At 36.3% G+C, this 22,457-nt stretch carries 25 protein-coding genes and 1 pseudogene; 19 read left to right on the top strand and 7 right to left on the bottom strand.

The features are described from left to right. Positions 1 to 179 precede the first annotated feature (179 nt). Positions 180 to 1,544 (bottom strand): NADP-specific glutamate dehydrogenase, encoded by a 1,365-nt coding sequence (gene gdhA, locus MKZ17_RS13395; protein ID WP_340724231.1) that lies wholly within the window; start codon positions 1,542 to 1,544, stop codon positions 180 to 182. A gap of 171 nt (positions 1,545 to 1,715) precedes the next feature. Here gdhA and MKZ17_RS13390 point away from each other — a divergent pair, with 171 nt between their 5' ends. The 3 genes from MKZ17_RS13390 to MKZ17_RS13380 are packed head-to-tail and all read left to right on the top strand — an operon-like array spanning position 1,716 to position 3,874. Next, positions 1,716 to 2,180, top strand: coding sequence for a YaiI/YqxD family protein (locus MKZ17_RS13390; protein WP_340725559.1), 465 nt, complete (start codon positions 1,716 to 1,718; stop codon positions 2,178 to 2,180). Continuing rightward, on the top strand, positions 2,177 to 3,505 hold the full coding sequence (locus MKZ17_RS13385; RefSeq protein ID WP_340724230.1) for a D-serine ammonia-lyase: 1,329 nt from the start codon (positions 2,177 to 2,179) through the stop codon (positions 3,503 to 3,505). Before MKZ17_RS13390 ends, MKZ17_RS13385 begins: the two co-directional genes overlap by 4 nt. A gap of 15 nt (positions 3,506 to 3,520) precedes the next feature. Continuing rightward, positions 3,521 to 3,874: a DUF4181 domain-containing protein gene (locus tag MKZ17_RS13380; RefSeq protein WP_340724229.1), complete on the top strand. Its 354-nt coding sequence runs from the start codon at positions 3,521 to 3,523 to the stop codon at positions 3,872 to 3,874. A gap of 35 nt (positions 3,875 to 3,909) precedes the next feature. On the opposite strand, the gene MKZ17_RS13375 is transcribed toward MKZ17_RS13380, so the two are convergent. Then, on the bottom strand, positions 3,910 to 4,731 hold the full coding sequence (locus tag MKZ17_RS13375; RefSeq protein ID WP_340724228.1) for a squalene/phytoene synthase family protein: 822 nt from the start codon (positions 4,729 to 4,731) through the stop codon (positions 3,910 to 3,912). 296 nt (positions 4,732 to 5,027) lie between these two features. On the opposite strand from MKZ17_RS13375, the gene MKZ17_RS13370 reads away from it, so the two are divergent. The 5 genes and pseudogenes from MKZ17_RS13370 (at position 5,028) to MKZ17_RS13350 (ending at position 9,472) form a co-directional block, all read left to right on the top strand. Next, positions 5,028 to 6,089: a 3'-5' exonuclease gene (locus MKZ17_RS13370; RefSeq protein ID WP_340724227.1), complete on the top strand. Its 1,062-nt coding sequence runs from the start codon at positions 5,028 to 5,030 to the stop codon at positions 6,087 to 6,089. 253 nt (positions 6,090 to 6,342) lie between these two features. After that, a complete protein-coding gene (coaW, locus tag MKZ17_RS13365; RefSeq protein WP_340724226.1) occupies positions 6,343 to 7,179 on the top strand; it encodes a type II pantothenate kinase in 837 nt (278 codons plus the stop codon). A gap of 212 nt (positions 7,180 to 7,391) precedes the next feature. After that, a pseudogene (locus MKZ17_RS13360) lies at positions 7,392 to 7,568 on the top strand (transposase); the annotation flags it as partial. A 319-nt stretch (positions 7,569 to 7,887) separates the two neighbouring features. Beyond that, positions 7,888 to 8,286: a MarR family winged helix-turn-helix transcriptional regulator gene (locus tag MKZ17_RS13355; protein ID WP_340724225.1), complete on the top strand. Its 399-nt coding sequence runs from the start codon at positions 7,888 to 7,890 to the stop codon at positions 8,284 to 8,286. A 4-nt stretch (positions 8,287 to 8,290) separates the two neighbouring features. Then, positions 8,291 to 9,472, top strand: a complete 1,182-nt coding sequence (locus tag MKZ17_RS13350; RefSeq protein ID WP_340724224.1) for an MFS transporter — start codon at positions 8,291 to 8,293, stop codon at positions 9,470 to 9,472. Between the two features lie 224 nt (positions 9,473 to 9,696). On the opposite strand, the gene MKZ17_RS13345 is transcribed toward MKZ17_RS13350, so the two are convergent. Beyond that, positions 9,697 to 10,083 carry a ribonuclease HI family protein gene (locus MKZ17_RS13345; RefSeq protein ID WP_340724223.1) on the bottom strand — a complete coding sequence of 129 codons (387 nt, stop codon included), beginning with the start codon at positions 10,081 to 10,083 and terminating at the stop codon, positions 9,697 to 9,699. 109 nt (positions 10,084 to 10,192) lie between these two features. On the opposite strand from MKZ17_RS13345, the gene MKZ17_RS13340 reads away from it, so the two are divergent. Further along, positions 10,193 to 10,384, top strand: coding sequence for a zinc-finger domain-containing protein (locus MKZ17_RS13340; protein ID WP_340724222.1), 192 nt, complete (start codon positions 10,193 to 10,195; stop codon positions 10,382 to 10,384). 160 nt (positions 10,385 to 10,544) lie between these two features. Here MKZ17_RS13340 and MKZ17_RS13335 read toward each other — a convergent pair whose 3' ends face one another. Both MKZ17_RS13335 and MKZ17_RS13330 read right to left on the bottom strand, forming a co-directional pair. Next, positions 10,545 to 11,528, bottom strand: coding sequence for an SEC-C metal-binding domain-containing protein (locus MKZ17_RS13335; RefSeq protein ID WP_340724221.1), 984 nt, complete (start codon positions 11,526 to 11,528; stop codon positions 10,545 to 10,547). 225 nt (positions 11,529 to 11,753) lie between these two features. Then, entirely contained in the window at positions 11,754 to 12,653 is a 900-nt protein-coding gene (locus tag MKZ17_RS13330; protein WP_340724220.1) for a DMT family transporter, read from the bottom strand. A 151-nt stretch (positions 12,654 to 12,804) separates the two neighbouring features. On the opposite strand from MKZ17_RS13330, the gene MKZ17_RS13325 reads away from it, so the two are divergent. The 5 genes from MKZ17_RS13325 to MKZ17_RS13305 all read left to right on the top strand — a co-directional run bounded on the left by MKZ17_RS13325 (position 12,805) and on the right by MKZ17_RS13305 (position 15,996). Further along, positions 12,805 to 13,668, top strand: coding sequence for a LysR family transcriptional regulator (locus tag MKZ17_RS13325; protein WP_340725558.1), 864 nt, complete (start codon positions 12,805 to 12,807; stop codon positions 13,666 to 13,668). A 20-nt stretch (positions 13,669 to 13,688) separates the two neighbouring features. After that, positions 13,689 to 14,351 (top strand): phosphopantothenoylcysteine decarboxylase domain-containing protein, encoded by a 663-nt coding sequence (locus tag MKZ17_RS13320; RefSeq protein WP_340724219.1) that lies wholly within the window; start codon positions 13,689 to 13,691, stop codon positions 14,349 to 14,351. An 82-nt stretch (positions 14,352 to 14,433) separates the two neighbouring features. Beyond that, the gene (locus tag MKZ17_RS13315) at positions 14,434 to 14,916 is read left to right on the top strand and encodes a YbaK/EbsC family protein (protein WP_340724218.1); all 483 of its coding nucleotides are present in this window, start codon (positions 14,434 to 14,436) and stop codon (positions 14,914 to 14,916) included. Between the two features lies 1 nt (position 14,917). Continuing rightward, positions 14,918 to 15,721: a VOC family protein gene (locus MKZ17_RS13310; RefSeq protein ID WP_340724217.1), complete on the top strand. Its 804-nt coding sequence runs from the start codon at positions 14,918 to 14,920 to the stop codon at positions 15,719 to 15,721. A 41-nt stretch (positions 15,722 to 15,762) separates the two neighbouring features. Continuing rightward, positions 15,763 to 15,996: a hypothetical protein gene (locus MKZ17_RS13305; protein WP_340724216.1), complete on the top strand. Its 234-nt coding sequence runs from the start codon at positions 15,763 to 15,765 to the stop codon at positions 15,994 to 15,996. A gap of 46 nt (positions 15,997 to 16,042) precedes the next feature. Here MKZ17_RS13305 and MKZ17_RS13300 read toward each other — a convergent pair whose 3' ends face one another. Beyond that, positions 16,043 to 16,243, bottom strand: a complete 201-nt coding sequence (locus MKZ17_RS13300) for a cold-shock protein (protein ID WP_340724215.1) — start codon at positions 16,241 to 16,243, stop codon at positions 16,043 to 16,045. Positions 16,244 to 16,434: 191 nt separating this feature from the next. Between MKZ17_RS13300 and MKZ17_RS13295 the strand changes: the two genes are divergently transcribed. Beyond that, positions 16,435 to 18,114, top strand: coding sequence for a formate--tetrahydrofolate ligase (locus MKZ17_RS13295; protein WP_340724214.1), 1,680 nt, complete (start codon positions 16,435 to 16,437; stop codon positions 18,112 to 18,114). A 93-nt stretch (positions 18,115 to 18,207) separates the two neighbouring features. Here MKZ17_RS13295 and MKZ17_RS13290 read toward each other — a convergent pair whose 3' ends face one another. Further along, the gene (locus MKZ17_RS13290) at positions 18,208 to 18,360 is read right to left on the bottom strand and encodes a hypothetical protein (protein ID WP_340724213.1); all 153 of its coding nucleotides are present in this window, start codon (positions 18,358 to 18,360) and stop codon (positions 18,208 to 18,210) included. A gap of 347 nt (positions 18,361 to 18,707) precedes the next feature. On the opposite strand from MKZ17_RS13290, the gene MKZ17_RS13285 reads away from it, so the two are divergent. The 4 genes from MKZ17_RS13285 to MKZ17_RS13270 are packed head-to-tail and all read left to right on the top strand — an operon-like array spanning position 18,708 to position 22,455. Next, positions 18,708 to 19,682, top strand: a complete 975-nt coding sequence (locus MKZ17_RS13285; RefSeq protein WP_340724212.1) for a LacI family DNA-binding transcriptional regulator — start codon at positions 18,708 to 18,710, stop codon at positions 19,680 to 19,682. A gap of 5 nt (positions 19,683 to 19,687) precedes the next feature. Then, positions 19,688 to 20,563 (top strand): ribokinase, encoded by an 876-nt coding sequence (rbsK, locus tag MKZ17_RS13280; protein WP_340724211.1) that lies wholly within the window; start codon positions 19,688 to 19,690, stop codon positions 20,561 to 20,563. 4 nt (positions 20,564 to 20,567) lie between these two features. Further along, positions 20,568 to 20,954: a D-ribose pyranase gene (rbsD, locus tag MKZ17_RS13275; RefSeq protein WP_340724210.1), complete on the top strand. Its 387-nt coding sequence runs from the start codon at positions 20,568 to 20,570 to the stop codon at positions 20,952 to 20,954. Positions 20,955 to 20,973: 19 nt separating this feature from the next. Next, positions 20,974 to 22,455 (top strand): sugar ABC transporter ATP-binding protein, encoded by a 1,482-nt coding sequence (locus MKZ17_RS13270; RefSeq protein WP_340724209.1) that lies wholly within the window; start codon positions 20,974 to 20,976, stop codon positions 22,453 to 22,455. The last annotated feature ends 2 nt before the right edge of the window (positions 22,456 to 22,457 follow it).

Here is a 22,457-nt window from a genome sequence, read left to right as displayed (position 1 = left end):
AGGAAATAACCTCTTTGACATCTTTTCGCTTAGATAAAAATACTGCCCCATAATTTGCAATGTTGACTGGATAGTAAGTCAATTCCATTAATTGCAAAAAGCCATTATTTTTCTCATTGAGAAAAATAATGGCTTTAAATTTCATTTCGGCCAACTTTGGCCGTTTAGACGATTAAAATTTAATAAACGCCTTCAACAAGCATTCCGTTCGCAACTTTTTTGAAACCGGCAATATTTGAACCAACAACTAAATTACCTTCAAAACCGTATTTCTTCGCAGCTTCTGAGCTTTCCGCAAAAATTGACTTCATAATGTCATGTAATTTAGCGTCAACTTCTTCAAATGACCAATAGCTGCGTCCAGAGTTTTGAGCCATTTCTAGTGCTGATACAGCTACACCACCAGCATTTGCAGCTTTAGCAGGACCAAATAATACACCATTGTTTAAAAATTCATTAATTGCTTCTAAATCTGAAGGCATGTTTGCGCCTTCTGCGACTAATTTTACGCCGTTAGCAATTAAAGTACGTGCCTGTTCGCCGTTTATTTCGTTTTGCGTCGCACATGGTAGAGCAATGTCACATGGAATTGTCCAAATACCGTTACACCCTTCCGTATAAGTGGCATTTTTACGGTAAGATACGTACTCTTTAATACGTTTGCCTTGAATTTCCTTCAATTCTTTCACTAAGTTTAAATCAATGCCTTCTGGATCATAAATATAGCCTGAAGAGTCAGAGCAGGCTACTACTTTTGCTCCGAAATGTTGTGCTTTTTCGATTGCATAAATTGCCACGTTACCTGAACCTGAAACGACAACTGTTTTATTTAAAAGTGAATCATTTGCCTCGCGTAGCATTTCTCCAACAAAGTATACTAGACCATAACCTGTTGCTTCAGTACGAGCTAATGAACCGCCATAGCCTGGTTTTTTCCCTGTTAAAACACCAGCTTCATAAGCACCACGAATGCGTTTGTATTGTCCCCATAAATAGCCTACTTCGCGTGCACCTACACCAATATCACCTGCTGGTACGTCGACATCTGGACCAACATAACGGTATAATTCAGTCATAAATGCTTGACAGAAGCGCATAATTTCAGCATCTGATTTCCCTTTTGGATTGAAGTCAGACCCACCTTTACCACCACCGATTGGTTGACCTGTTAAGGCGTTTTTAAAAATTTGCTCAAACGCTAAAAATTTCATGATAGATTCATTTACAGATGGGTGGAAGCGTAAGCCTCCTTTATATGGTCCGATGACATTGTTGTACTGGACACGATAACCACGGTTTACTTGCACTTGGTTGTTATCATCTTGCCAAGCTACTCGGAATGAAACAATTCGATCTGGTTCAACGATACGTTCTAAAATATTGTGCTTTATATATTCTGGATTTTGTTCAAATACAGGAACTAATGAAAGGAAGATTTCTTCCGCCGCTTGTAAGAATTCTGGTTGGTGTGCGTTCTTTGATTTTAGCTTTGCAAAAACACCATCTACGTATTGTTGTGCATTATTAATTAGTGCTGTTGTCATTTGTGTACCCCCAAATTAATTAATAGTTATACATTAGTATGAATTATCAAACAATTCAATATCATTTTATGTAACATGACCTTGTAAAATTGATGTGAGGTTGAGAAAGCGTTTTCTTAATGTTATATTAAAATAATAAAAAATGGTTATATTTAGAAAGGATTGATTCATATTTTACATTTACTAATTGATGCAGATGCCTGCCCAGTTGTTGATTTGGCGCTATTTGTTTCATCTCAATATGAGATAACACCAATCTTATTCTGCGATACATCACATCGTGTAGAAAGAGAAAATGTAAAAACAATTATTGTAGATAAAGGACCTGATTCAGTCGATTTTAAGCTTTTAAGTAGATTAAAGAAGGGAGATTTGGTCATAACCGGGGACTATGGCTTAGCTGCCATGTGTTTGGCAAAAGGTGGAATTGTCGTCAATCATAACGGAAAAGAACTGACGTCTGACAACATAGATCAGCTGTTGGCAAGTCGATATGAAAGTGCGAAAATAAGACGTGCAGGGGGGCGAACAAAAGGTCCTAAAAAACGCACAGAAGAAAACAATTTGGCGTTTGAATCGAAATTTCGACAAATTTGTGAACGTGCGATTTTAGCAAAGGGAGGAACGAATTCATGATTGAACAAAAAGTTGATGTTAATGCATTAAAAACAAGCTTTCCACTCGTTGAAAAGTTACAAAATGAAGAGTATGTATTTTGGATAAACGATCGAATTTCACAAGAAAACGAAACATTAAACACAGTATCTATGGAAATGGTTCGTGAAGCTGAAGCTAAATTACATCGTTTTTCTTCATATATAATGGAAGCTTTTCCATTTACTAAGTTTTCAAATGGCTTGATTGAATCGGACTTAAAAGAAATACCTGCAATGAAGAAATTAATTGAAGGTCGTCGAGGTTTCGAAATTCCAGGGCAACTGATGCTAAAATGTGATCATTCACTACCAATTGCAGGCTCTATTAAGGCTCGTGGCGGTATTTATGAAGTGTTAAGTTATGCTGAGAAGCTTGCAATCGATGCAGGAATGCTTTCACTTACAGACAACTACGCAAAAATTCATAGCGATGAATTTCGAGAATTTTTCAGCCAATATAAAATTGCAGTAGGTTCCACTGGAAATTTAGGTTTAAGTATCGGCATTATTAGTGCTAAGCTAGGCTTTCATGTAACGGTGCATATGTCAAAAGAGGCAAAGCAATGGAAAAAAGATTTACTTCGCGAAAAGGGCGTTTCAGTTATAGAGCATGAAACCGATTATACTGCAGCAGTAGAAAAAGGTAGAATTGAAGCAAGCCAAGATGAAATGTGTCATTTTGTTGATGATGAAAACTCACTCGATTTATTTTTAGGTTATGCTGTAGCAGGTCTCCGTTTAGAAAAACAATTAAAGACTGCTAGAATAAAAGTAGATGAACAGCACCCATTATTTGTTTATTTACCGTGTGGAGTTGGTGGTGGCCCAGGTGGTGTGGCATATAGTTTAAAACAAATTTACGGAGAGCATATCCATATTTTCTTTGGGGAACCATTTGCCTCTCCTTGTATGTTACTTGGCATGATGACAGGACTTCATGACAAAATTAGTGTAGGAGATATCGGTTTGTCAAATCAAACAGAAGCGGATGGTTTAGCGGTTGCGCGTCCTTCTAGATTTGTAGGAACATTGATGGAATCTATACTTAGTGGATGCTATACTGTGGATGATAGCTTTTTATTTAGAAGCTTAAAAGGTATGTATGAGCAGGAAAATATTTTTATGGAACCTTCTGCCCATGCTGGTGTATATGGTCCGATTGAATTAATGATGCAAGGTACGCGTTATCTTGAACAAAAGGGACTAATAAATAAGATGAAGCATGCAACACATATTATTTGGTCGACAGGTGGCGACTTAGTGCCAGAGGAATTACGCCAGCAATATTTGCAGACAGAGATTTAGAAGGGAAGGCAATTTGTGCTAATCGTTATTGTCATTGTGAGTTTTATTGCAGCAGGTATAATTGATTTAAAGCTACGGAAAAAGTTTAGTATCGAAAAAAATGAAAAGTTTATGGATCAATATATAGGCTTTTTACATTTGTTTTTAGAAGTTATACTTTGCTTATTATTCTTGTCGTTTGTTACAGTGAATTTCTTTGACCAAAAGACAATATACGCTCTACTCTTTGCGTTTATTATGCTATTATTTGCGATTCGTGGTTTATTAGAATTCCTGTTTAGACGTCAAAAACGCCGCCACATCTTATCGTTTACGTATGTGGTATTATGCGGCGTCATTAGTATTGCGATTATGTTATTTATGAAATGATAAAGAGGGCACCCTTAACATAGGGCGCCCCTTTTTTAATCCTGTTGAATTTCTTCAACGGTAGCTTCGACTTCTGCTCGGGACACTTTTTCACGTCCTTCACGCATCGCTTGTAATGTTTTGTGTGCTAATGCAAGAGGTAAGCGGCAAAACAGTTTAATTGACCGCTTTGTAATATCCTGCATATATAAGTCTGCCTTCGCTAAGTTTTCCTCAGCATAAGCAAATAGCTCTGTTCGACTCCAATTATCAGGCACAAAGCTAACACCGCGTTCATCCATATCTTCTTGCTCGTTGCGTAAAATATTGACAGCTTGTAAGCCTCGACCATAGCCAATTGCTAATTCACGATCCGTTTTGATACCAGCACTCCATTCCCAAAGTTCGGATAGCATGACTCCTACTAAACCGGCCACATAATATGTATAATCATCCAAATCTTCCCTTGTGTGAACTTGCCAATTTGCTAATGCCCATTTCGCCATTCCACCTGCCATTTCACTTGTAGCACTCGTTACAATTGCACGAGCTTCAGCTGGGCAGACTTCAATCCAATCAGCTAAGCGTAATGTTACTTCTGGCATTTTGTCTTGGATAGGAGCTAATACACTTACATACTCTTCATTGTCAAATTGAGGTGCAAGTAATAAATCTGCTACCTTTAACAATACATCATGTTTTGTTTCATTCGATACATCTTCGTGGTCTTCGATTTCATCAATGGCACGCATTGCTAAATAGGCAGCGGCTACAGTTAATTTTAATTCTTTATCTAAAAAGGTAATTGGAATATAAAATGTACGACTTGTTTCTTTTAAGACGCGCATCGTGTCTTTTTGAAGAGTTTTACTCGTCATATGGAATTATTCCTCCATTCATAATTGCTTCATTCTAATGGTATCGCAAAATTAGAAAAAGTAAAAACAAATCTTCTAATAATCTTGATCATATAATGTAAATGGAACAATTTGTATCTCGTCATGTAAAAATTTTAATTGATTATAAGGCATGCTCCTTTTTTACAAACATTCTCGTGTCATACGTACTATTTTCATATACAATAAGATAAGGTTATTGATATTGAGAAAATTTGCATTTTTAGGGTAAATGCAAAGAAATATCCAGTGCGTAATTTAAATAGAAGGTGAAAATTTTGGAAAGAACAAAAACATATATTACGGTTGATGTGGAAGCCGCACTTATTCGTGGTAAACAATATATTATTGAAATCGGTGCAGTAAAATGGTTGCCTGATGGTACTACGGAAACTTTTACGCAACTTATTCAGCCTTATAAATTCAAAAAGCTGAATGCACATATTCAACAATTAACAGGCATTACGACTGAACAATTATTAGATGCTCCTTCATTCAAAGAGGCATTTTATAAGTTTAAGCGCTGGTGTAAAAGTGATTATGTATTTTTAACTTTTGGCGAATTTGATCGAAAAGTATTTGAAGACGAGTTAACGAGAAACTACATTAATAAAGAATGTCTTTATCCAATGATAGATTTCCAACAAAAATATATGATAGCAAAAAGTGTAAAGGAACAGCCTAGCTTAAGTGGACTTATGCAAGAGCTAGGTTTAGAAAATGAAACACAGCATCGTGCCTTAGCAGATGCGTACAGTTTACTTCGAATTTTTCAAACTGTGGATGGCGAAAGTATGATTAAGCAACAAGAAACAAATGAGTTTATTTTATTATTGACCAATTTCCGTATGCTTGAAACAACTTATGAGTTATTAATTTCAAAAACATTATGTTCAATTGAACATAATCAAATTCAGATTCATAATATGCAAACTTTCCGAGATGAGCTGCCATTTCGTATCCACAGCGTGGAAAGAATCAATGAACAAGGTGAACCTATAACGACAGAGCAAATAAAAATTACGCCAAATCTAGAGGCTAAACAATTTTTACGACAGCTAGCGTTAGAAGTACCAGGAAAAATTTTAGTTTCTCGAACAGCACTACGTTCAGTATCAAAAGTTTTAAAGTTACATCATGTAAGTTTGCCAAAAACGGAAGGGATGACGTTAACAAACCTTCTAAAAAAAGAAGAGCTTATTGCAAAATTTAATTTAGTTGATGAAACAACTCACGCCTATGAAGCAAAAATTTTGCGCCTCATTCGAAAATTTGAAACTTCTATTGTGGAAGAGTTCCATAAACGCGCTTTACTAGAGAAAGATCCGGTTCAAGTTTAATGTATACAACTGCCCGTAAAAGCCCGATTGGTAAAACTAACATTCAGAGTGAAAATATCTCTGAATGAAGTTTTACTTTACCCCGCATAAACGGGCAGTAAGAATACTCAACTGCCCGTAAAAGCCCGATTGGTAAAACTAACATTCAGAGTGAAAATATCTCTGAATGAAGTTTTACTTTATCCCCTGTCGTTATTACGTTATTATGTTAGGGTAGGGAATACTAGCGGTAAAGTATAAAGGAGATTTTTTTATGTCAACATTGATAGGGATCGATACAGGGGGTACGTTGACAAAGCTTGCCTATTTAAATAAACAGAATGAGCTTAAATTGACAGTCTTTCCATCAAGTGAAATGCATTTAGTAAAAGCATGGTTAGAAAAACATCCTCAAGTAGAAGAGATTGGTCTAACAGGGGGGCGTACGGAGCAATTACGTGACGTCTTAAAAACGATGAAGTCCATAGAATATATTGTAGAGTTTGAAGCTACATTGAAAGGTGTCCGTTATTTGTTAGAAAAGGAAGGACACAAAATTGAGCAAAGTATTATAACGAATATTGGTACAGGAACGTCTATTCATTATATGGATGGCAATAGTCACGTACGTGTCGGTGGTACAGGCGTTGGTGGGGGTACATTAATTGGCCTTTCAACAATAATGACTGGAATTACAGATTTTGATGAAATTAAAGAAAACGCTTTCCTTGGCGATCGAGAAGGAATTGATTTACTTGTAAAGGATATTTATCAAGGGATGGATACACCTATTGATGGTAACCTTACTGCTAGTAATTTTGGGAAAGTTGGTATTACGAAAAAATCCAATTTTGCTAAAAATGATGTGTTAGCAACTACCCAAGGATTAGTTGGAGAGGTAATAACAACATTAAGTATTCAATTAGCTGAGCAGCATAAAGCTGAGTATATTGTTTATATTGGATCGACGTTAACGAACAATGAGCATTTAAAAAAGGTCATTGAAAGTTATACAATTAGAAAAAAACACAGACCTGTGTTTTTACAGGACTGTGGCTTCTCTGGAGCAGTCGGTGCATTGCTGAATGTAATGGAACAAAATCGCAAATAAAATGATGAGCTATCTTGTTAGAAATCTAGCAAGGTAGCTTTTTTCGGTTCTATAATATTTGTTGGGGTATGGTATCTAATGAATTTGTGCAAAAAAGCACAAGATCATCCTTTTTTATATACTTGAATCGTCGTAGAGATACAATTAAAGATTATTTAGTACATTACGGTTCAAATGTAAAAATCGTTGTCATGGATATGAACCTTGCATTTAAAAATTTGCAAGTAGAGATTTTAAATAGTTACGCATTTGGCTATTCAAATGGTTTTTTAGAGGGCATTAATAACACTTCAAAAGTCATCAAGCGTCATGCATTTGGATATGAACACCTCAAACCAAAAGTACCATTAAGTAGAGTATATAAAGAAGTAGTTATACACCTTGGTTAACAGAGAGTTGATTGGAATGGAGGGCGGCAGACTCCTGCGGGAACAGCACGTGCGGAAAATCCACTACCAACGGGACGCATCCCGTTGGTAGTTAGTTGGAGCCGTGCCCGCGGAAAGCGTCCGCCCGTAATGGAAATCAAGTGCTTTTTTAGAAAAAAAGGTAGTTCTGATTGATGAATCATTATGACATTACCCCAACATTTTACATAAACCTTTTTATAAGATTTTGTCCATTGTGTCTCTTTACAGATGAAACAAAACGACGTATGATAAATAAGTAATTTATTTAACTAGGTAAATAAATGATAGGAGCGATTTTATGAATCCATTATTTCATATGTTTTTTCAGCAAAATCGATATTTAGTCAATGAATTAAATCATGTATTAAAAGAGCATGGATTATTTAACTCACAATGGACTATTCTATTTTTACTTCATCAAAATGGACCGATGTCTTTAACATCTATTTGGAAATATTTAAAGGTTGAAGCACCGACAGTTACGCGTACAGTTACGCGATTAGAAACTTTAGGGTGGATTAAACGCATGCAAGGAAATGACAAACGAGAAAAAATTATTGCGTTAACCCCATTCGCTATTGAAAAGTTCCCTGAGATTGAAGCATCTATATTATCGTTTGAGCATGAAATGACAAAAAATTTAAATGAAGACGAACAAAAGCTCCTCGTTCATTTATTGGGTAAAATGAAAGGTTGAGGACATGGAGCAAGATAATCGAATTTTTACAAAGCGTTTTATAAGTTTATTTTTAACGAACATGGCTGTGTTTTTTGTTTTTTATGGTTTAGTAACGACTTTGCCGCTATATGCAATTGGTGTCTTAGGGCGATCGGATGATGAATCGGGATTACTCGTAACGGTATTTTTATTATCCGCTATTTTTATGCGCCCGTTTAGTGGGAAGCTACTCGATTTATTCGGAAAGAAACGTTTATTAGTTATTAGTTTGTTTTTTTATTTAGTTTGTACAGTGCTCTATTTATTCTTTAAACCGTTTGCTTTATTATTAGCATTACGCTTTTTCCAAGGGATTTGGTTTAGTATTGCAACGACTGCAGCAGGATCATTAGCTGCAGACATTGTACCTGAAAATCGGAAAGGTACTGGATTAGGTTATTTTACAATGTCGACAAATTTAGCTGTCGTACTTGGCCCATTTATTGGATTACTCGTTATTCAATATGCAAACTTTAATGTATTATTTATTATTTTAGCCATCATTGTATCAGTAGGGGCTCTCTTAGCTTTATTTCTTCAAACGGGGGATTTAGCACAGCCTATAAATGAAAAGAAAAGTTTAAAGTTTACTTTTGATGACTTATTTGAACGAAAGGCATTGCCTTTAGCGATATTGGCAAGCTTAATTGCCTTTGCCTATGCGAGTGTTTTATCATTTTTATCACTCTATGCAGAACAACAAGATTTACTGAGCGTAGCAAGTTATTTTTATGCGGTATTTGCCGCATCAATGATAAGCATTCGACCTTTTACAGGGAAAATTTATGACACATTTGGCGCGAAATTTATTATTATTCCGTCATTTGTTTTATTTGCAGTAGGCTTATCAATGTTAGCAAATGCAGAAGGGACGTTACTGTTTTTATTATCGGCTATATTCATAGGCGCAGGTTACGGAACGTTAACGACAAGCTTTCAATCCTTGTGCATTCAAGCTACATCACCAAAGAGAAGTGGCTATGCTACGGCAACATATTTCACGTTATTTGATATCGGTATTGCATTAGGTTCGTATATTTTAGGGATGGTGGCAGTTAGTATGAGCTATCAATCTGTTTATTATCTTTCAGCTGTATTAATTATTTTTGTTCTGATCGTTTATTTAATACTATTAGTCCGAAAAAATCCGAATGTAAATAATTAAAAATTGGCTGGGACAAAACAAAAACATCATTTTTCTCGAGTGAGAAAAATGATGTTTTTTATAATTGGTTTTCGTTGCGGGGACGCTTTCCGGGGGCGTCACGCTATTCCCCCAGGAGTCTCCCCTCAACACTACAACCAATTTATTAAGTATCCAATTTTTAATACTGTACTTTATCGTAAATAGAGAAATTTCCACTTCTGTCCTAGCATCTTATATATTCTTTAGTTTTTCTTAATCGCTTCACGTGCAAGTGCATCCGCTGCTTTATTATCTTTATCAGCAATCCATTTGATGAAATATAAATCAAATTCATCTATGAGGGCAAGTGCTTGCTCTAAATAAGGCTTGAATTCCTCATTTTTGACGTAGCGCTTTTCAATTGAGCTGACTACGATTTTTGAATCGGAACGCATTGATACAAAGCTTGTCCCAGTTTTTTTAGCTTCCTCTAAACCACGAACAAGTGCGATGAATTCAGCTTGGTGATTGTTACATACGCCGATTGGTTCACTAATTTTAATTTGGTGTCCTTCACCTTTTAAAAATACACCGATACCGCTAGGTCCAGGGTTACCGGCACTTGCACCATCTATATACACTTCTAACATAAAGTAGCTCCTTTACAACAACTTACGAATAGTATAGCAAAAGGTCAATAGTTGGAGAAATGAAAAAAACATAGTACAATAATGGAACGCAAGAAAGGGGACACAAATGATGAATAAAGTAGACGTGATGAAAGATATTGATCAATTAACGGATACGTACTGCACTGACTGTCTTGTCATTCGTGACCTACGGAAAACACGAGGAAAACAGGGTGCACATCGTTTTTGCATAGAATCATGTACTGTTGGAGAGCAGTTGCAGTTTTTAGGCAATGAAATGTTGAAAGTAACTGAAAAATAGCCCATATTCCTATAAGTTAGGATAAAATAATGAATTCCTACTTGCCTATTAAAAATTCAATAATCGGTAAGTATTTTTATTTCAAAAATAATTAAAGTTAGGGTGGAAACAAAAATATACAAAAAGCTGTTTTCCAATGTCTCGGAAAACAGCTTTTTTATTATTGCTTCTCTTGATAGAAGGCAATTAACTCTTGATGGTATTTGTTTAATGAAGATGCAGAAATGCCGAAGCTTTCAGCAATTTCTTTTACTGTGAACTTTTGTCCGAGTAAATCATTGTCTTGACCGAAACGAACAGCACCTGCTGCGATTGCTCCTGCTTTACGTGCAGAAGGTTGTTTTTCGATTAAATAATCTTCAACAATTGCGACGAAGGATTCATTGTTAATATTTTTCTCTTGCATGAATGCTTTTAATTGCTCGACAACGTCTTGCTCAAATGGTGTAAACTCTTCACCCTCGTAGCCATTTTCAACTAAGCCTTCCCATAATAACAGGTGGTTCTCTTTAGTAAATTGATCAACAGATTGACCACTTGCTTTATAAGCTGCTGTAAACTCTTCAAATGAAATCGCATGCTCTTTATGGAAGAAGATTAAAGTAGATGCTGCTAATACATGATTTTCTTTTTTCGTTCCATCTGGCAATAAGAAAGCAAATACACGCATACCTACTGGAATAGGCTTCGGACTTTCTTTTTGGATGTGATAAATTTGCTGATCTAATGCAGATACAGCAGTAAAGTAATCATTATTAACGGCTTCAACAGTTCCGATGAAGAATGTTGGGTTAGCCCAAGATTGTAAAAGTTCAATCATAGAAGGACGAAGCGTTTTCTTTTCCATTTTTGCTAAGAAATTTGTCCAAATTTCAGGGCGTTTGTGGAAGAAGAACTCATCTAACGCAACAGCTTCTACTAATTCCTTTTGTAGTTTTGATTCTAGTTTCGGTGCCCAAGCTTGTACTAATTCAATAAATTCACGAATATCTTTTCTCTCCGGATAAGTACTATAGAAGGTTTGTAGTACGTTTTCAATCTCATCATGGAATACCGTTAACGTTGTTGCTTGATTTTTACCTTCACAACATTTCTTATATTTCTTTCCGCTACCACATGGGCATTGGTCATTACGTCCAACCATTGTTACACTTCCTTTAATGCGTCTTGATAAATACTTGTCGCACAAGTATTGCTACTACTAATAATAACGTCAGATTGTTATTATGGAAACTAATTATCTATTGTGAACTATCAGAAAAATAGTCGCTTTTTAAATTATATTAAAAACTACTGAAAAATAGAATCAAAATCTTAAAATAATAGAAATAAATAAGACATAGCATATTTTTATGCTATGTCCAATCATTTAAGCTCTATATTCTGATGCAGCAGTGGAAGGTATTTTCTTAGCATTAACAAATTGCTCATATTGAGCAACTAAATTACCAACTAAAATAAAGCTACCACCTATTAATAGTTGTAATGTTATAAACTCGTTAAGGAAAATAACCGCAAAAAGTGCTGCAAAAATTGGTTCAAGTGAAAAAATTAAGCCAGTATGGGTTGGTGATGTGTACTGTTGTACTACAGCTTGTGCAACGAAACAAAAAGCCGTACAAATTATCCCTAATCCTAAAATTGCAATCCATCCGATTGAAGTTGTAGGAATCTGTGGTGTTTCAAAAGTTAAAGTAAATATTGCACCTAGCACACCGGCAACCCCAAGTTGGTATACCCCATAAGAAATAGACTCAACATTTTTTGTGAATTTACTATTTAAAATAAGGTAAATCGAATAGCAAATAGCTGCAATTGCAACTAAAATATCTCCAATTTGGAATGCTAATGATTCTTTCATTGTTAATACGATGATCCCAATCATCGTTGATACGATGGCAAAACTTACTGCACGTGATGGCAGTCGCTTTTCAAGAAAACTTGTAAAGATAGGCACTAACACAACGGTTAAGCTTAAAATAAAGCCGGCATTTCCAGCAGAAGTTGTTTTTAAGCCGAAAAGCGATAAGGCGAAAACTATGAATAACAATGTTCCTTGAATTGCGGCATAACCAATTGTTTTTTTATTAACGCGTAACATCTTTGGGAAAAAGATTAGTCCTGCAATAATAAATGCTATTAAGCATCGAAGTGCAACAACATTATAGGCCTCTAAAATTTCTAATCCCATTACCATGAATGTATAAGAAAGACCCCAAAACATTGTTACAACGACCATTAATAAATTTGCTTTTCCTTGTAAACTCAAAGATGTCACCACATTCCTAAAAAAATTGTTTGCACTGTTATAAAACAGTATAAACTGGACATTGTGATTAGTAAAACGAATGTTTATAATGGTTAATATGAAAAATATTCATGTCTATCTTTGGAAAAAGAGGTAAATTACATTGAGTTTAGTGAAGTATGAAATTTTGAATAAAGTTGCAGAGGTTCAAAGTTTTACAAAGGCAGCAGAATTCCTTGGATTAACACAATCAGCTGTAAGTCATGCAATCTCAAGCATGGAAAAAGAATTTGGATTTAATTTAATCCATCGAAATCGAACAGGGGTAACATTAACGGAAGATGGAAGTACAATGCTTCTTCAAATGCGGAAAGTTTTATCTGCCGAGGAACATTTACGTCAAGAGGCTGCCAATATTTTAGGGGTGGCGAAAGGTACTGTGCGTATTGGGTTAATCTCCACAATTTCGACCCATTGGATGCCTGATATTATTCATTTAATGGATTCGGAATATCCTGGTATTCACATTGAGTTACGTGAAGGGGATTATTATGAAATTGAACAGTGGCTTTTAAACGGTGAGGTCGACTGTGGATTTTTAAATCGTACAAGCTCGAAGCAATTTGATTTTATGCCATTAAAACGTGATCCATTATTATGTATTGTGTCTTCAGAAAGTCCAATATATGATAAAGATGAAGTTGATTTATATGAGATAGAACATATTCCATTTATAATGCCTTCATATAAAGGAACAAACGATGTAATGACGACTTTCGAAACACATGGGCTAAAGCCAAATGTACGGTTCCATTTATATGACGAGAAAGGAATCGTCTCAATGGTAGCACACGGCATTGGTATTAGTATATTGCCTCAGTTAGCAATTGCAGGATTGCCGAACAACATGAAAGCGTTACCATTAAAACAAGAAAGTTTCCGAACGATTGGACTTTCTACAAAACAAAAATTATCACCCGCAGCGAATAAATTTGTAGAAGTATTAAAGCAATGGCTCGCATCAGTGAACGAATAAGGAATCAAAGGGGTAATCTTATGCTACAAGGAAAAACGGTTTTAATTACAAGTGGAGGCACATTTGAAAAGTGGGATAATGTGCGCGGTCATACGAATTTATCAAAAGGCACGATGGGCTGTTATTTAGCTGAAGAGGCAATGGAGCGAGGAGCAAAGGTTATTTATATGCACGGTTATTTCGCTCAACTACCAAAGCAGCATGAAAATATCCGCTTCGTACGATTTGAAGGGATTGAAGATTTAGGGAAGCAATTAAAACAAATTGTCCAATCAGAAGAAGTCGATTATTGCATCATGGCAGTTGCAGGCTCGGATTGGCTAGTTGATAAAGTTTTCGATCAATCGGGAAATGAGTTGACAGAAAAAGGGAAGATGCCATCGGACGAGCCACCAATTATTCACTTTAAAAAAGCACCAAAGATTTTAGCACAAATTAAAAATTGGGCACCAAATATGAAGTTAATCGGCTTTAAATTAGAAGCAACAGAAGATGAAGAGTTTTTAATTAAGCGTGCGAAGTTACGAATGGAATCAGCAAAGGCAGATTGGATGGTGGCAAATAGCTCAAAATCATTGTACGGAGCGATGGAACCTCATTATATTCTTCATCATTCAGGGGAAATTTTAAAAGTAGAAGGAAAGAAAACTGCAGCAAAAACGTTAATTAGTTTATTCCTTTAATAGAATAAATACACTCACCTATAATAAATAATAGAAAAATGATATAATTCGAATATTCAATTAATTTAAAGGTGGTTTATTTATGTCATTTCAATCAGTGAAGCAGTATTTTGATCAACACGGAAAAGGGCAGGACATATTACAATTTGACAGTAGTAGCGCAACCGTTGCAGAGGCAGCTGCTGTTTTAAATGTTATTCCAGCGCGAATTGCAAAAACATTATCGTTTCAAGGGGATGCTGAGCAACCCATTTTAGTTGTAGCAGCTGGAGATGCAAAAATTGATAACGCTAAATTTAAAAAGCAATTTAAAGTGAAAGCAAAAATGTTAAATCCAGTGTCTGTTGTAGAGCAAACAGGCCATCCTGTAGGTGGGGTTTGTCCATTTGCACTTACAAATAATTTACCTGTGTATTTAGATATTTCTTTACAGCGATTCGATACTATTTTTCCGGCCTGTGGAAGTGCAAATTCAGCGATTCAATTATCGTGCCAAGAGCTGGAAAACTATTCAAATGCCATCGCTTGGGTCGATGTATGTAAAGCTTGGAATGAGGATGTGTAGCATGTATCAACTAGATCATATTGTACATTTTGTAGAACGACCAGAAGACGCTATGCAATATTTTCAGAACGCTGGCTTCCATGTAGTGGTAGGGGGCAAGCATGATGCGTGGGGAACTTATAACGCGCTAACGTATTTTGATCTATCTTACATAGAATTCATTGGGATTTATAATGAAGAAATCTTTCAAAAAGCAGCAAAACAAAAGTATACACTGCATGAAAGCTATGAAAAGAGAAACCGTAGAAATGGCTTGATACGCATGGCAATATCTACGACTAGTATTGATAAAGATGCGCAAAGCTTTCAAGAGGCGGGTTTTGATGTTTTTGGTCCGGAAACATTTTCACGAACACGACTGGATGGCTCTGTTGTAAGTTGGAAACTACTTCATATTGGTTTTCCAAATGCGAATATTGAGTTTCCTTTTTTTATTCAGTGGGACCAGGATGAGCAATTGAGGCGTAATGAATATAAAAGTAGGGGCATTATTGCAGATCATCCCTTAGGGAAATTACAGCTGCAAACTGTAAACATAATTGTGCCTAATTTTTATTTCATCGAGCAATTTGCTAAACTTTGTGATGCACCTGTCGAAATGAAAGAAGATAACGAAATGAATTCTGAGATTGCCACCGTTTCACTTCAAAATGCGAGTATGATTTTTGCTCGCCCTTTAGGAGAGGGACCGATTTGGGATGAAATACTAGAAACAGGCTATGGCATTCAAAAAGTGATTTTTACAGGTGCTAATGTACAACAAGAAATCATGTATGACGGAGCCTTGTTTGAAGTAAAGGTCTAGAATTTTTATGGCATCATAATTAGAGAATGAAGGAGTAAGGTATGACATTAACAAAGCAACAAGCGATCCAAGCGCTAAATAATAATCAATTTATCGGTTTTACAACTTTAACAGGTAATGTCCTTATTAAAAAAGCAAATCGCACAGATTATAACATTTATGTATATGAAGAAGGCGTTGAGGACCCTGCCCACTATATTGGTTCTATTACAAATGTAATTGCAACATTAAGTGATAAAAATAGTCGTAAAGATTTTATGATTGTAGAACAATAAAAAAATTGCCGCTCGAGAAATGAATACTTGAACCCGAGCGGCACATTTATTTTTTGTAAACATTCGCTGCTTGTGGTCCACGAATGCCGTCAACAATCTCAAATTGTACGGTTTGTCCTTCATCAAGTGAACGAAATCCTTCTTCTTGTATGCCAGTAAAGTGTACAAAAACATCTTCACCATTTTCACATTCTATAAATCCATACCCTTTTTCATTATCAAACCATTTTACAGTGCCTTGGTGCATTTGCTTTCTCCTCCGATACTGTCAAATTCAATTGATGAATAGCTAAAAAATACAGAATATTACGAATAAAATATATAATACTTTAACGCTAGATGTCAATAATTTGTCGATTTACGTATCCCTTTTTATTAATGAATTCAAATAAAAGCGATTATAATAAAGACGACTATATGAGAAAGCAGGATTAAATGATGACAACTACAACAAAAAAAACATTAACTGATATTGAAATTGCAAACAATGCAACGATGAAGCCAATTGTAGAAATTGCAGAAAAAGCTGGGATTCCATTAGAAGCAGTTGAACAATACGGTCGATATAAGGCTAAAATCGATGTAAATAAAGTAACAGGCGTTGCCAATGCGAAAGTAGTTCTTGTAACAGCGATTAATCCAACACCAGCCGGAGAAGGGAAGTCTACGGTTACTGTAGGATTAGCAGATGCCATGAACCAGTTAAAGCAACGTGTGATGGTAGCGTTACGAGAGCCTTCATTAGGTCCGGTAATGGGTGTAAAAGGTGGCGCAACAGGTGGCGGTTATGCACAGGTTTTACCAATGGAACAAATAAACTTACATTTTAATGGCGATTTCCATGCTATAACAACTGCTAATAATGCATTATCTGCTTTAATTGACAATCATATTCATCAAGGGAATACATTAAATATTGATCCGCGTCGTATTACTTGGAAGCGGGTAGTTGATTTAAATGACCGTGCACTTCGTCATGTAACAGTTGGTTTAGGAGGCCCATTACAAGGAGTGCCAAGAGAAGATGGCTTTGATATTACAGTAGCATCCGAAATTATGGCCATCTTCTGTTTAGCGACAAGCATCCAAGATTTGAAAGAGCGATTAGCCCGTATTGTAATTGGTTATACGTATGATCGAAAGCCTGTGACAGTAAGAGATCTACAAGCAGAAGGTGCACTCACGCTCCTTTTAAAAGAGGCGTTAAATCCAAACTTAGTTCAAACAATTGAAGGTACGCCTGCGCTTATCCACGGAGGTCCCTTTGCCAATATAGCCCATGGCTGTAACTCAATTATTGCAACTCAAACAGCTCGTCAATTAGCAGATATCGTTATTACAGAGGCGGGATTCGGATCAGATTTAGGGGCGGAGAAGTTTTTAAACATTAAAGCACGAGAAGCTGGTTTTAAGCCAAGTGCGGTAGTCGTTGTCGCAACGATTCGTGCACTTAAAATGCACGGTGGTGTTGCGAAAGCTGATTTAGTAAAAGAAAATGTGGAAGCATTAAACGTTGGTATTACCAATTTAGCGCAACATGTGGCAAATGTAAAAAACTTTGGATTAGAGCCAGTGGTAGCATTAAATCGATTTATAACAGATACTGAAGCTGAGCTCGAGTTCGTATTAGATTGGGCAAAAGAGAATAATGTTCGCATCGCTCGTACGAATGTATGGGAAGAAGGTGGAAAAGGTGGTATTGAGCTGGCGCAAGAAGTATTAGAAGTCATTGAGCAGCCAAACAATTTCCACCATTTATATGAATTAAATGAAACAGTAGAACAAAAATTAACGAAAATTGTTCAACAAGTATATGGTGGAGACGGAGTCCAATTAACGGAAGTTGCCAAAAAGCAATTAGCAACAATTGAGAATAATGGATGGGAAAACTTACCGATTTGTATGGCGAAAACGCAGTATTCATTATCAGACCAACCACGCTTACTTGGGCGTCCTACACATTTTACAATCACCATTAGAGAAATTATTCCTAAGCTTGGAGCAGGCTTCTTAGTTTGCTTAACTGGAGATATTATGACTATGCCTGGCTTACCGAAACAACCTGCAGCGTTGCGTATGGACGTAGCCGAAGATGGAAGCGCAATAGGGCTATTTTAAACAACATATAAAAAGAAAACGTATTCGATTTTATCCAATCGAATACGTTTCTTTATTATGCGTCAAACTAAATCAAGTATTAATTAAATCTTTTTAGAACATGATTTGGAGTAAATTGTTAATTACGATTACTGCAACACTTGTCCCATATACAACTGAACCAAGTACAATTGGTGAAATTACCAATAGTCCCCTTTTCTCACTATCCTTCATAACGTGAGTTGCTGCATACACTAATTTTTCCATAATTATCACTCCTTATTTTTTCTTTATTTTGTACTGCTAATGCTATTATATGACGTGAATTTGTAAATATCAACTGATAAGTTCACAAAATGGACAAAAACATGGAAATCATATACTAGTAAATTTTTAAAAGGGTCTTTAAAATTTGTTCTCTATCATTTCATTAACAGATACAAATGTGACATACTAATTAATCAAAATAAGTTGTACTATTTGTCAAAAAAGTGTTGACTTATATTAAATATGTGACTTATATTATGTGTAATCGGTTACACAATATTGATCGATATTTTTTTGTGTACATATGTAATCGGTTACACATGGCGTTAGAAAGTGAGGGATAGTTTGTGGCTACGATTAAGGATGTTGCTAAGTTGGCGGAAGTTTCTGTTGCAACAGTTTCCCGCTATTTAAATAACAGTGGTTATGTAGGTGCAAAAGCAAAACAGTCAATAGAGGGTGCCATTGAGGAACTAAATTATAAACCAAATCAAATTGCCCGATCTTTATCTACAAAGCAAATGCATACGATTGGGTTAATAGTTCCAGACATTACAAACCCATTTTTCCCAGAACTTGCCCGTGCAATCGAGGATACAGCATTAAAAGAAGGCTATACAGTTATTTTGTGTAACTCAGACGAACAGGCAAAAAAAGAGCTGCACTATATCGAAATGTTGCAGCAAAAATATATTGCAGGTTTTATTATTGCAACGAATCAATTACCAAAAGAAAAATATGTTCAACTAAATGCACCTATCGTGTTATTAGACCGCGTTCTTGATAGTGATATTCCTTCGGTTACATCACAAAATCAATATGGTGCCGAACTTGCGATGAATTATTTGATTACAAAACAAGCGAAAGAAATTGCATTTTTTAGTGGACCAAAAAATTTAGAGCCTGTTCAACAACGTTTAAAAGGTTTCAAACAGGCAATTGAGGATAAAAATATAACAACACATATTTTTGAGAGCCCATTTGATTTTGTGGAAGCTGAAAAAATTGCTTATGTAGCATTAAAAAAGTATCGAACAATTGATGCCGTATTTGCGAGCAGTGACATGATTGCGATCGGAATTTTGAAAGCAGCACATAAATTAGGAATCCGTATTCCAGAAGAATTACAAGTAGTTGGCTTTGATGGCATTGCAATTGGTGAGATTGTGACACCAGGGCTAACAACTGTCGCACAAAATATTTATGCACTAGGTGAAACAGCAACTAAAATGCTTATTCAGCAAATTAAAGGTGATGTGCTAGCGCAAGAACATGTCGTAATCGAGCCAAAATTAATTGTGCGTGAAACGACTAAGGAGTAGATAAAATGATTACGGTAGTAGGTAGTATTAACATGGATATCGTGTGTCAAACAGTAGTGTTTCCCAAACAAGGAGAAACAGTACTGGGAGAGCGTTTTGAAACGATTCCAGGTGGAAAGGGCGCCAATCAGGCAGTGGCGGCTTCTCGTTTAGGAAGTACCGTAACGATGATAGGTGCAGTTGGTCAGGATAGTTTCGGTCCCGAATTAATTCAAACACTACAAAAAGAGAAAATAAATACAAAAGCAGTTAGTAAAGTAGAGACAAATACAGGTATTGCCAACATCATTTTATTCGAAAATGACAACCGTATTATTGTCGTACCAGGGGCAAACTTTGATGTGACACCTAACATGGTTGAAGCACACCGAGCTGTTATAGAAAAATCGGAACTTGTCATGATGCAATTGGAAATTCCGGTAGATACGGTGGAGTACACAATAAACCTTTGTGACAAGCTTGGAGTACCAGTTTTACTAAATCCAGCACCAGCTCGTAATTTTAAACGAGAATGGATGGAAAAAATCGCCTACATTACACCGAACGAAACAGAGTGTGAGCTTATTTTCAATGAAAAGGTTGAAAAATCATTAGAAAAATACCCGAATAAACTTATCGTAACGCTTGGAGATGAAGGAGCGATGTACCATAACGGCAAACACATCGTAAAAGTTGCTGGTTTTAAAACAACTGCTGTTGATACAACTGGTGCTGGTGATACGTTTAATGGGGCATTTGCTCATCAAATTTGCACAGGTGCTTCGATTGAAGAAGCTGTACAATTTGCAAATATCGCGGGTTCGTTATCGGTTGAGCAATTTGGTGCTCAAGGTGGAATGCCAACAATACAAGCAGTTGAGGCAAGATTAAAAGGAGAATAGCAACATGAAGAAGCAAGGAATTTTAAATCGTGAGCTTGCTGGAATATTTGCCAAGCTTGGTCATACGGACCAAATAGTGATTGCCGATTGTGGGCTCCCTATTCCTGCTGGTGTGACTTGCATTGATTTAGCATTTAAATTGGGAGAACCTTCGTTCATGGCCGTTTTAGATGTTGTTTTAGATGATGTAGTCGTTGAAAAGGCATTTATTGCCGAGGAAATTACAGCAAGCAATTCAACTGTTGAGCAAGCAATTAAAGAGAGGTTAGCAGTGGAATTTATGACCCATGAGGCATTCAAAAAACAAACAAAGCAGGCAAAAGTGATTATTCGTACGGGTGAAACAACACCTTATGCCAATATCATTTTACAAAGCGGCGTTATTTTTTAAGCGAAGGTAGGTGAAAAACATGATTGAAATGTCTAGTATTTCAAAGGCTTTTAGTGGCAACGTCGTTTTAAAGGACGTGCAGTTTGAATTAAAGCCAGGGGAAATCCATGCACTAATGGGGGAAAATGGGGCCGGAAAATCAACGATGATGAAGATTTTAACAGGTATTTATGAGCGGGATGCTGGGGTTATTAAAGTAGACGGTAAAGAAGTGCACTTTAAATCACCTAAAGAAGCAGAAGCTCTGGGAATAGCAGTTATTCATCAAGAACTAAACATTTTGCCGGACTTATCGGTAACAGAAAACTTATTTTTAGGGAAAGAAAAAACATATCCTGTATTCGGCATTTTAAAGAAAAAAGAAATGCATAACGAGGCAAAGCAGCTTCTTGCAAAGCTTGGGCTGAACATGGATCCTTCTACACGCGCTGGAGATTTATCGGTTGGTAAGCAGCAAATTATTGAAATTGCAAAGGCGATTGCTTCAGATGCGAAGTACATCATTATGGATGAGCCGACTGCCGCTTTGACTGATCGCGAAATCGAAACGTTATTTGTAACGATCAATGAGCTAAAGGCGAAAGGGATTTCATTTGTGTACATCTCACACCGCATGGAAGAAATTTTCGCCATTTGTGATCGCATTACGATTTTACGTGATGGAACGTATGTAGGTGTACGTGATATTAAAAGCACATCATTTGATGAAATCGTGGCAATGATGGTTGGGCGGGAGCTTGGCGAACGTTTTCCAGACCGTAATGTTGTAATTGGTGATGTGAAATTATCAGTGAAGAACTTATGTTCTACTGGTTCATTTAGCGATGTATCCTTTGATTTACATAAAGGGGAAATTTTAGCTGTAGCAGGCTTAATGGGCGCTGGGCGTACGGAAGTGGCGCAAGCATTATTTGGTTACCGTAAAATTTCCAGTGGTGAAATATACATCGATAATAAGCCAGTGAAAATTACTTCACCAATTGAAGCGATGAAGCAAAAAATCGGCTTTGTTACAGAAGACCGTAAAACGCAAGGCCTTGTCTTAGATTTCTCGATTAAAGAAAACATCATGCTGGCGAATTTAGAAAAGGGTTCAAAATCTGGTGTAATCTTACCAAAGCTTGAAAATCAAATGGTTACAAAATATATCGAGCAATTACGTATTCGCACATCGAGTGCAGATTTAGCAGCAAAATCACTAAGCGGTGGTAACCAGCAGAAGGTGGTTATTGCAAAATGGTTAGGGACAAATCCTGAAATTTTAATATTAGATGAGCCAACGCGCGGTGTAGATATCGGTGCGAAAAAGGAAATTTATCAAATTATGAACAACCTGGCAGAAGCAGGTGTATCAATTTTAATGATTTCTTCTGAACTTCCTGAAGTTATCGGCATGGCGGACCGAGTGCTTGTTATGCAAGAAGGTAAAGTGACGGGCATGGTTCAAAAAGACAACATGACGCAAGAAAACATAATGCATTATGCCACAGGAGGGGAATAAGA

Origin of the sequence: Solibacillus sp. FSL R7-0682 (genome assembly GCF_038005985.1) — a bacterium.
Taxonomy (GTDB): Bacteria; Bacillota; Bacilli; order Bacillales_A; family Planococcaceae; genus Solibacillus.
Note: the sequence above shows the minus strand (reverse complement) of the source record. Positions and strands in the feature narration are given on the sequence as shown.

Excerpts from the sequence above, each read along its gene's own strand:
- MKZ17_RS13295 (WP_340724214.1), top strand. The coding sequence starts at position 16,435 with ATGACAACTACAACAAAAAAAACATTAACTGATATTGAAATTGCAAAC.
- MKZ17_RS13305 (WP_340724216.1), top strand. The coding sequence starts at position 15,763 with ATGACATTAACAAAGCAACAAGCGATCCAAGCGCTAAATAATAATCAA.
- MKZ17_RS13335 (WP_340724221.1), bottom strand. The coding sequence starts at position 11,528 with ATGGTTGGACGTAATGACCAATGCCCATGTGGTAGCGGAAAGAAATAT.
- MKZ17_RS13355 (WP_340724225.1), top strand. The coding sequence starts at position 7,888 with ATGAATCCATTATTTCATATGTTTTTTCAGCAAAATCGATATTTAGTC.
- MKZ17_RS13375 (WP_340724228.1), bottom strand. The coding sequence starts at position 4,731 with ATGACGAGTAAAACTCTTCAAAAAGACACGATGCGCGTCTTAAAAGAA.
- MKZ17_RS13340 (WP_340724222.1), top strand. The coding sequence starts at position 10,193 with ATGAATAAAGTAGACGTGATGAAAGATATTGATCAATTAACGGATACG.
- MKZ17_RS13350 (WP_340724224.1), top strand. The coding sequence starts at position 8,291 with ATGGAGCAAGATAATCGAATTTTTACAAAGCGTTTTATAAGTTTATTT.
- rbsD (WP_340724210.1), top strand. The coding sequence starts at position 20,568 with ATGAAGAAGCAAGGAATTTTAAATCGTGAGCTTGCTGGAATATTTGCC.
- coaW (WP_340724226.1), top strand. The coding sequence starts at position 6,343 with ATGTCAACATTGATAGGGATCGATACAGGGGGTACGTTGACAAAGCTT.
- gdhA (WP_340724231.1), bottom strand. The coding sequence starts at position 1,544 with ATGACAACAGCACTAATTAATAATGCACAACAATACGTAGATGGTGTT.
- MKZ17_RS13385 (WP_340724230.1), top strand. The coding sequence starts at position 2,177 with ATGATTGAACAAAAAGTTGATGTTAATGCATTAAAAACAAGCTTTCCA.
- MKZ17_RS13300 (WP_340724215.1), bottom strand. The coding sequence starts at position 16,243 with ATGCACCAAGGCACTGTAAAATGGTTTGATAATGAAAAAGGGTATGGA.
- MKZ17_RS13290 (WP_340724213.1), bottom strand. The coding sequence starts at position 18,360 with ATGGAAAAATTAGTGTATGCAGCAACTCACGTTATGAAGGATAGTGAG.
- MKZ17_RS13320 (WP_340724219.1), top strand. The coding sequence starts at position 13,689 with ATGCTACAAGGAAAAACGGTTTTAATTACAAGTGGAGGCACATTTGAA.
- MKZ17_RS13315 (WP_340724218.1), top strand. The coding sequence starts at position 14,434 with ATGTCATTTCAATCAGTGAAGCAGTATTTTGATCAACACGGAAAAGGG.
- rbsK (WP_340724211.1), top strand. The coding sequence starts at position 19,688 with ATGATTACGGTAGTAGGTAGTATTAACATGGATATCGTGTGTCAAACA.
- MKZ17_RS13345 (WP_340724223.1), bottom strand. The coding sequence starts at position 10,083 with ATGTTAGAAGTGTATATAGATGGTGCAAGTGCCGGTAACCCTGGACCT.
- MKZ17_RS13310 (WP_340724217.1), top strand. The coding sequence starts at position 14,918 with ATGTATCAACTAGATCATATTGTACATTTTGTAGAACGACCAGAAGAC.
- MKZ17_RS13270 (WP_340724209.1), top strand. The coding sequence starts at position 20,974 with ATGATTGAAATGTCTAGTATTTCAAAGGCTTTTAGTGGCAACGTCGTT.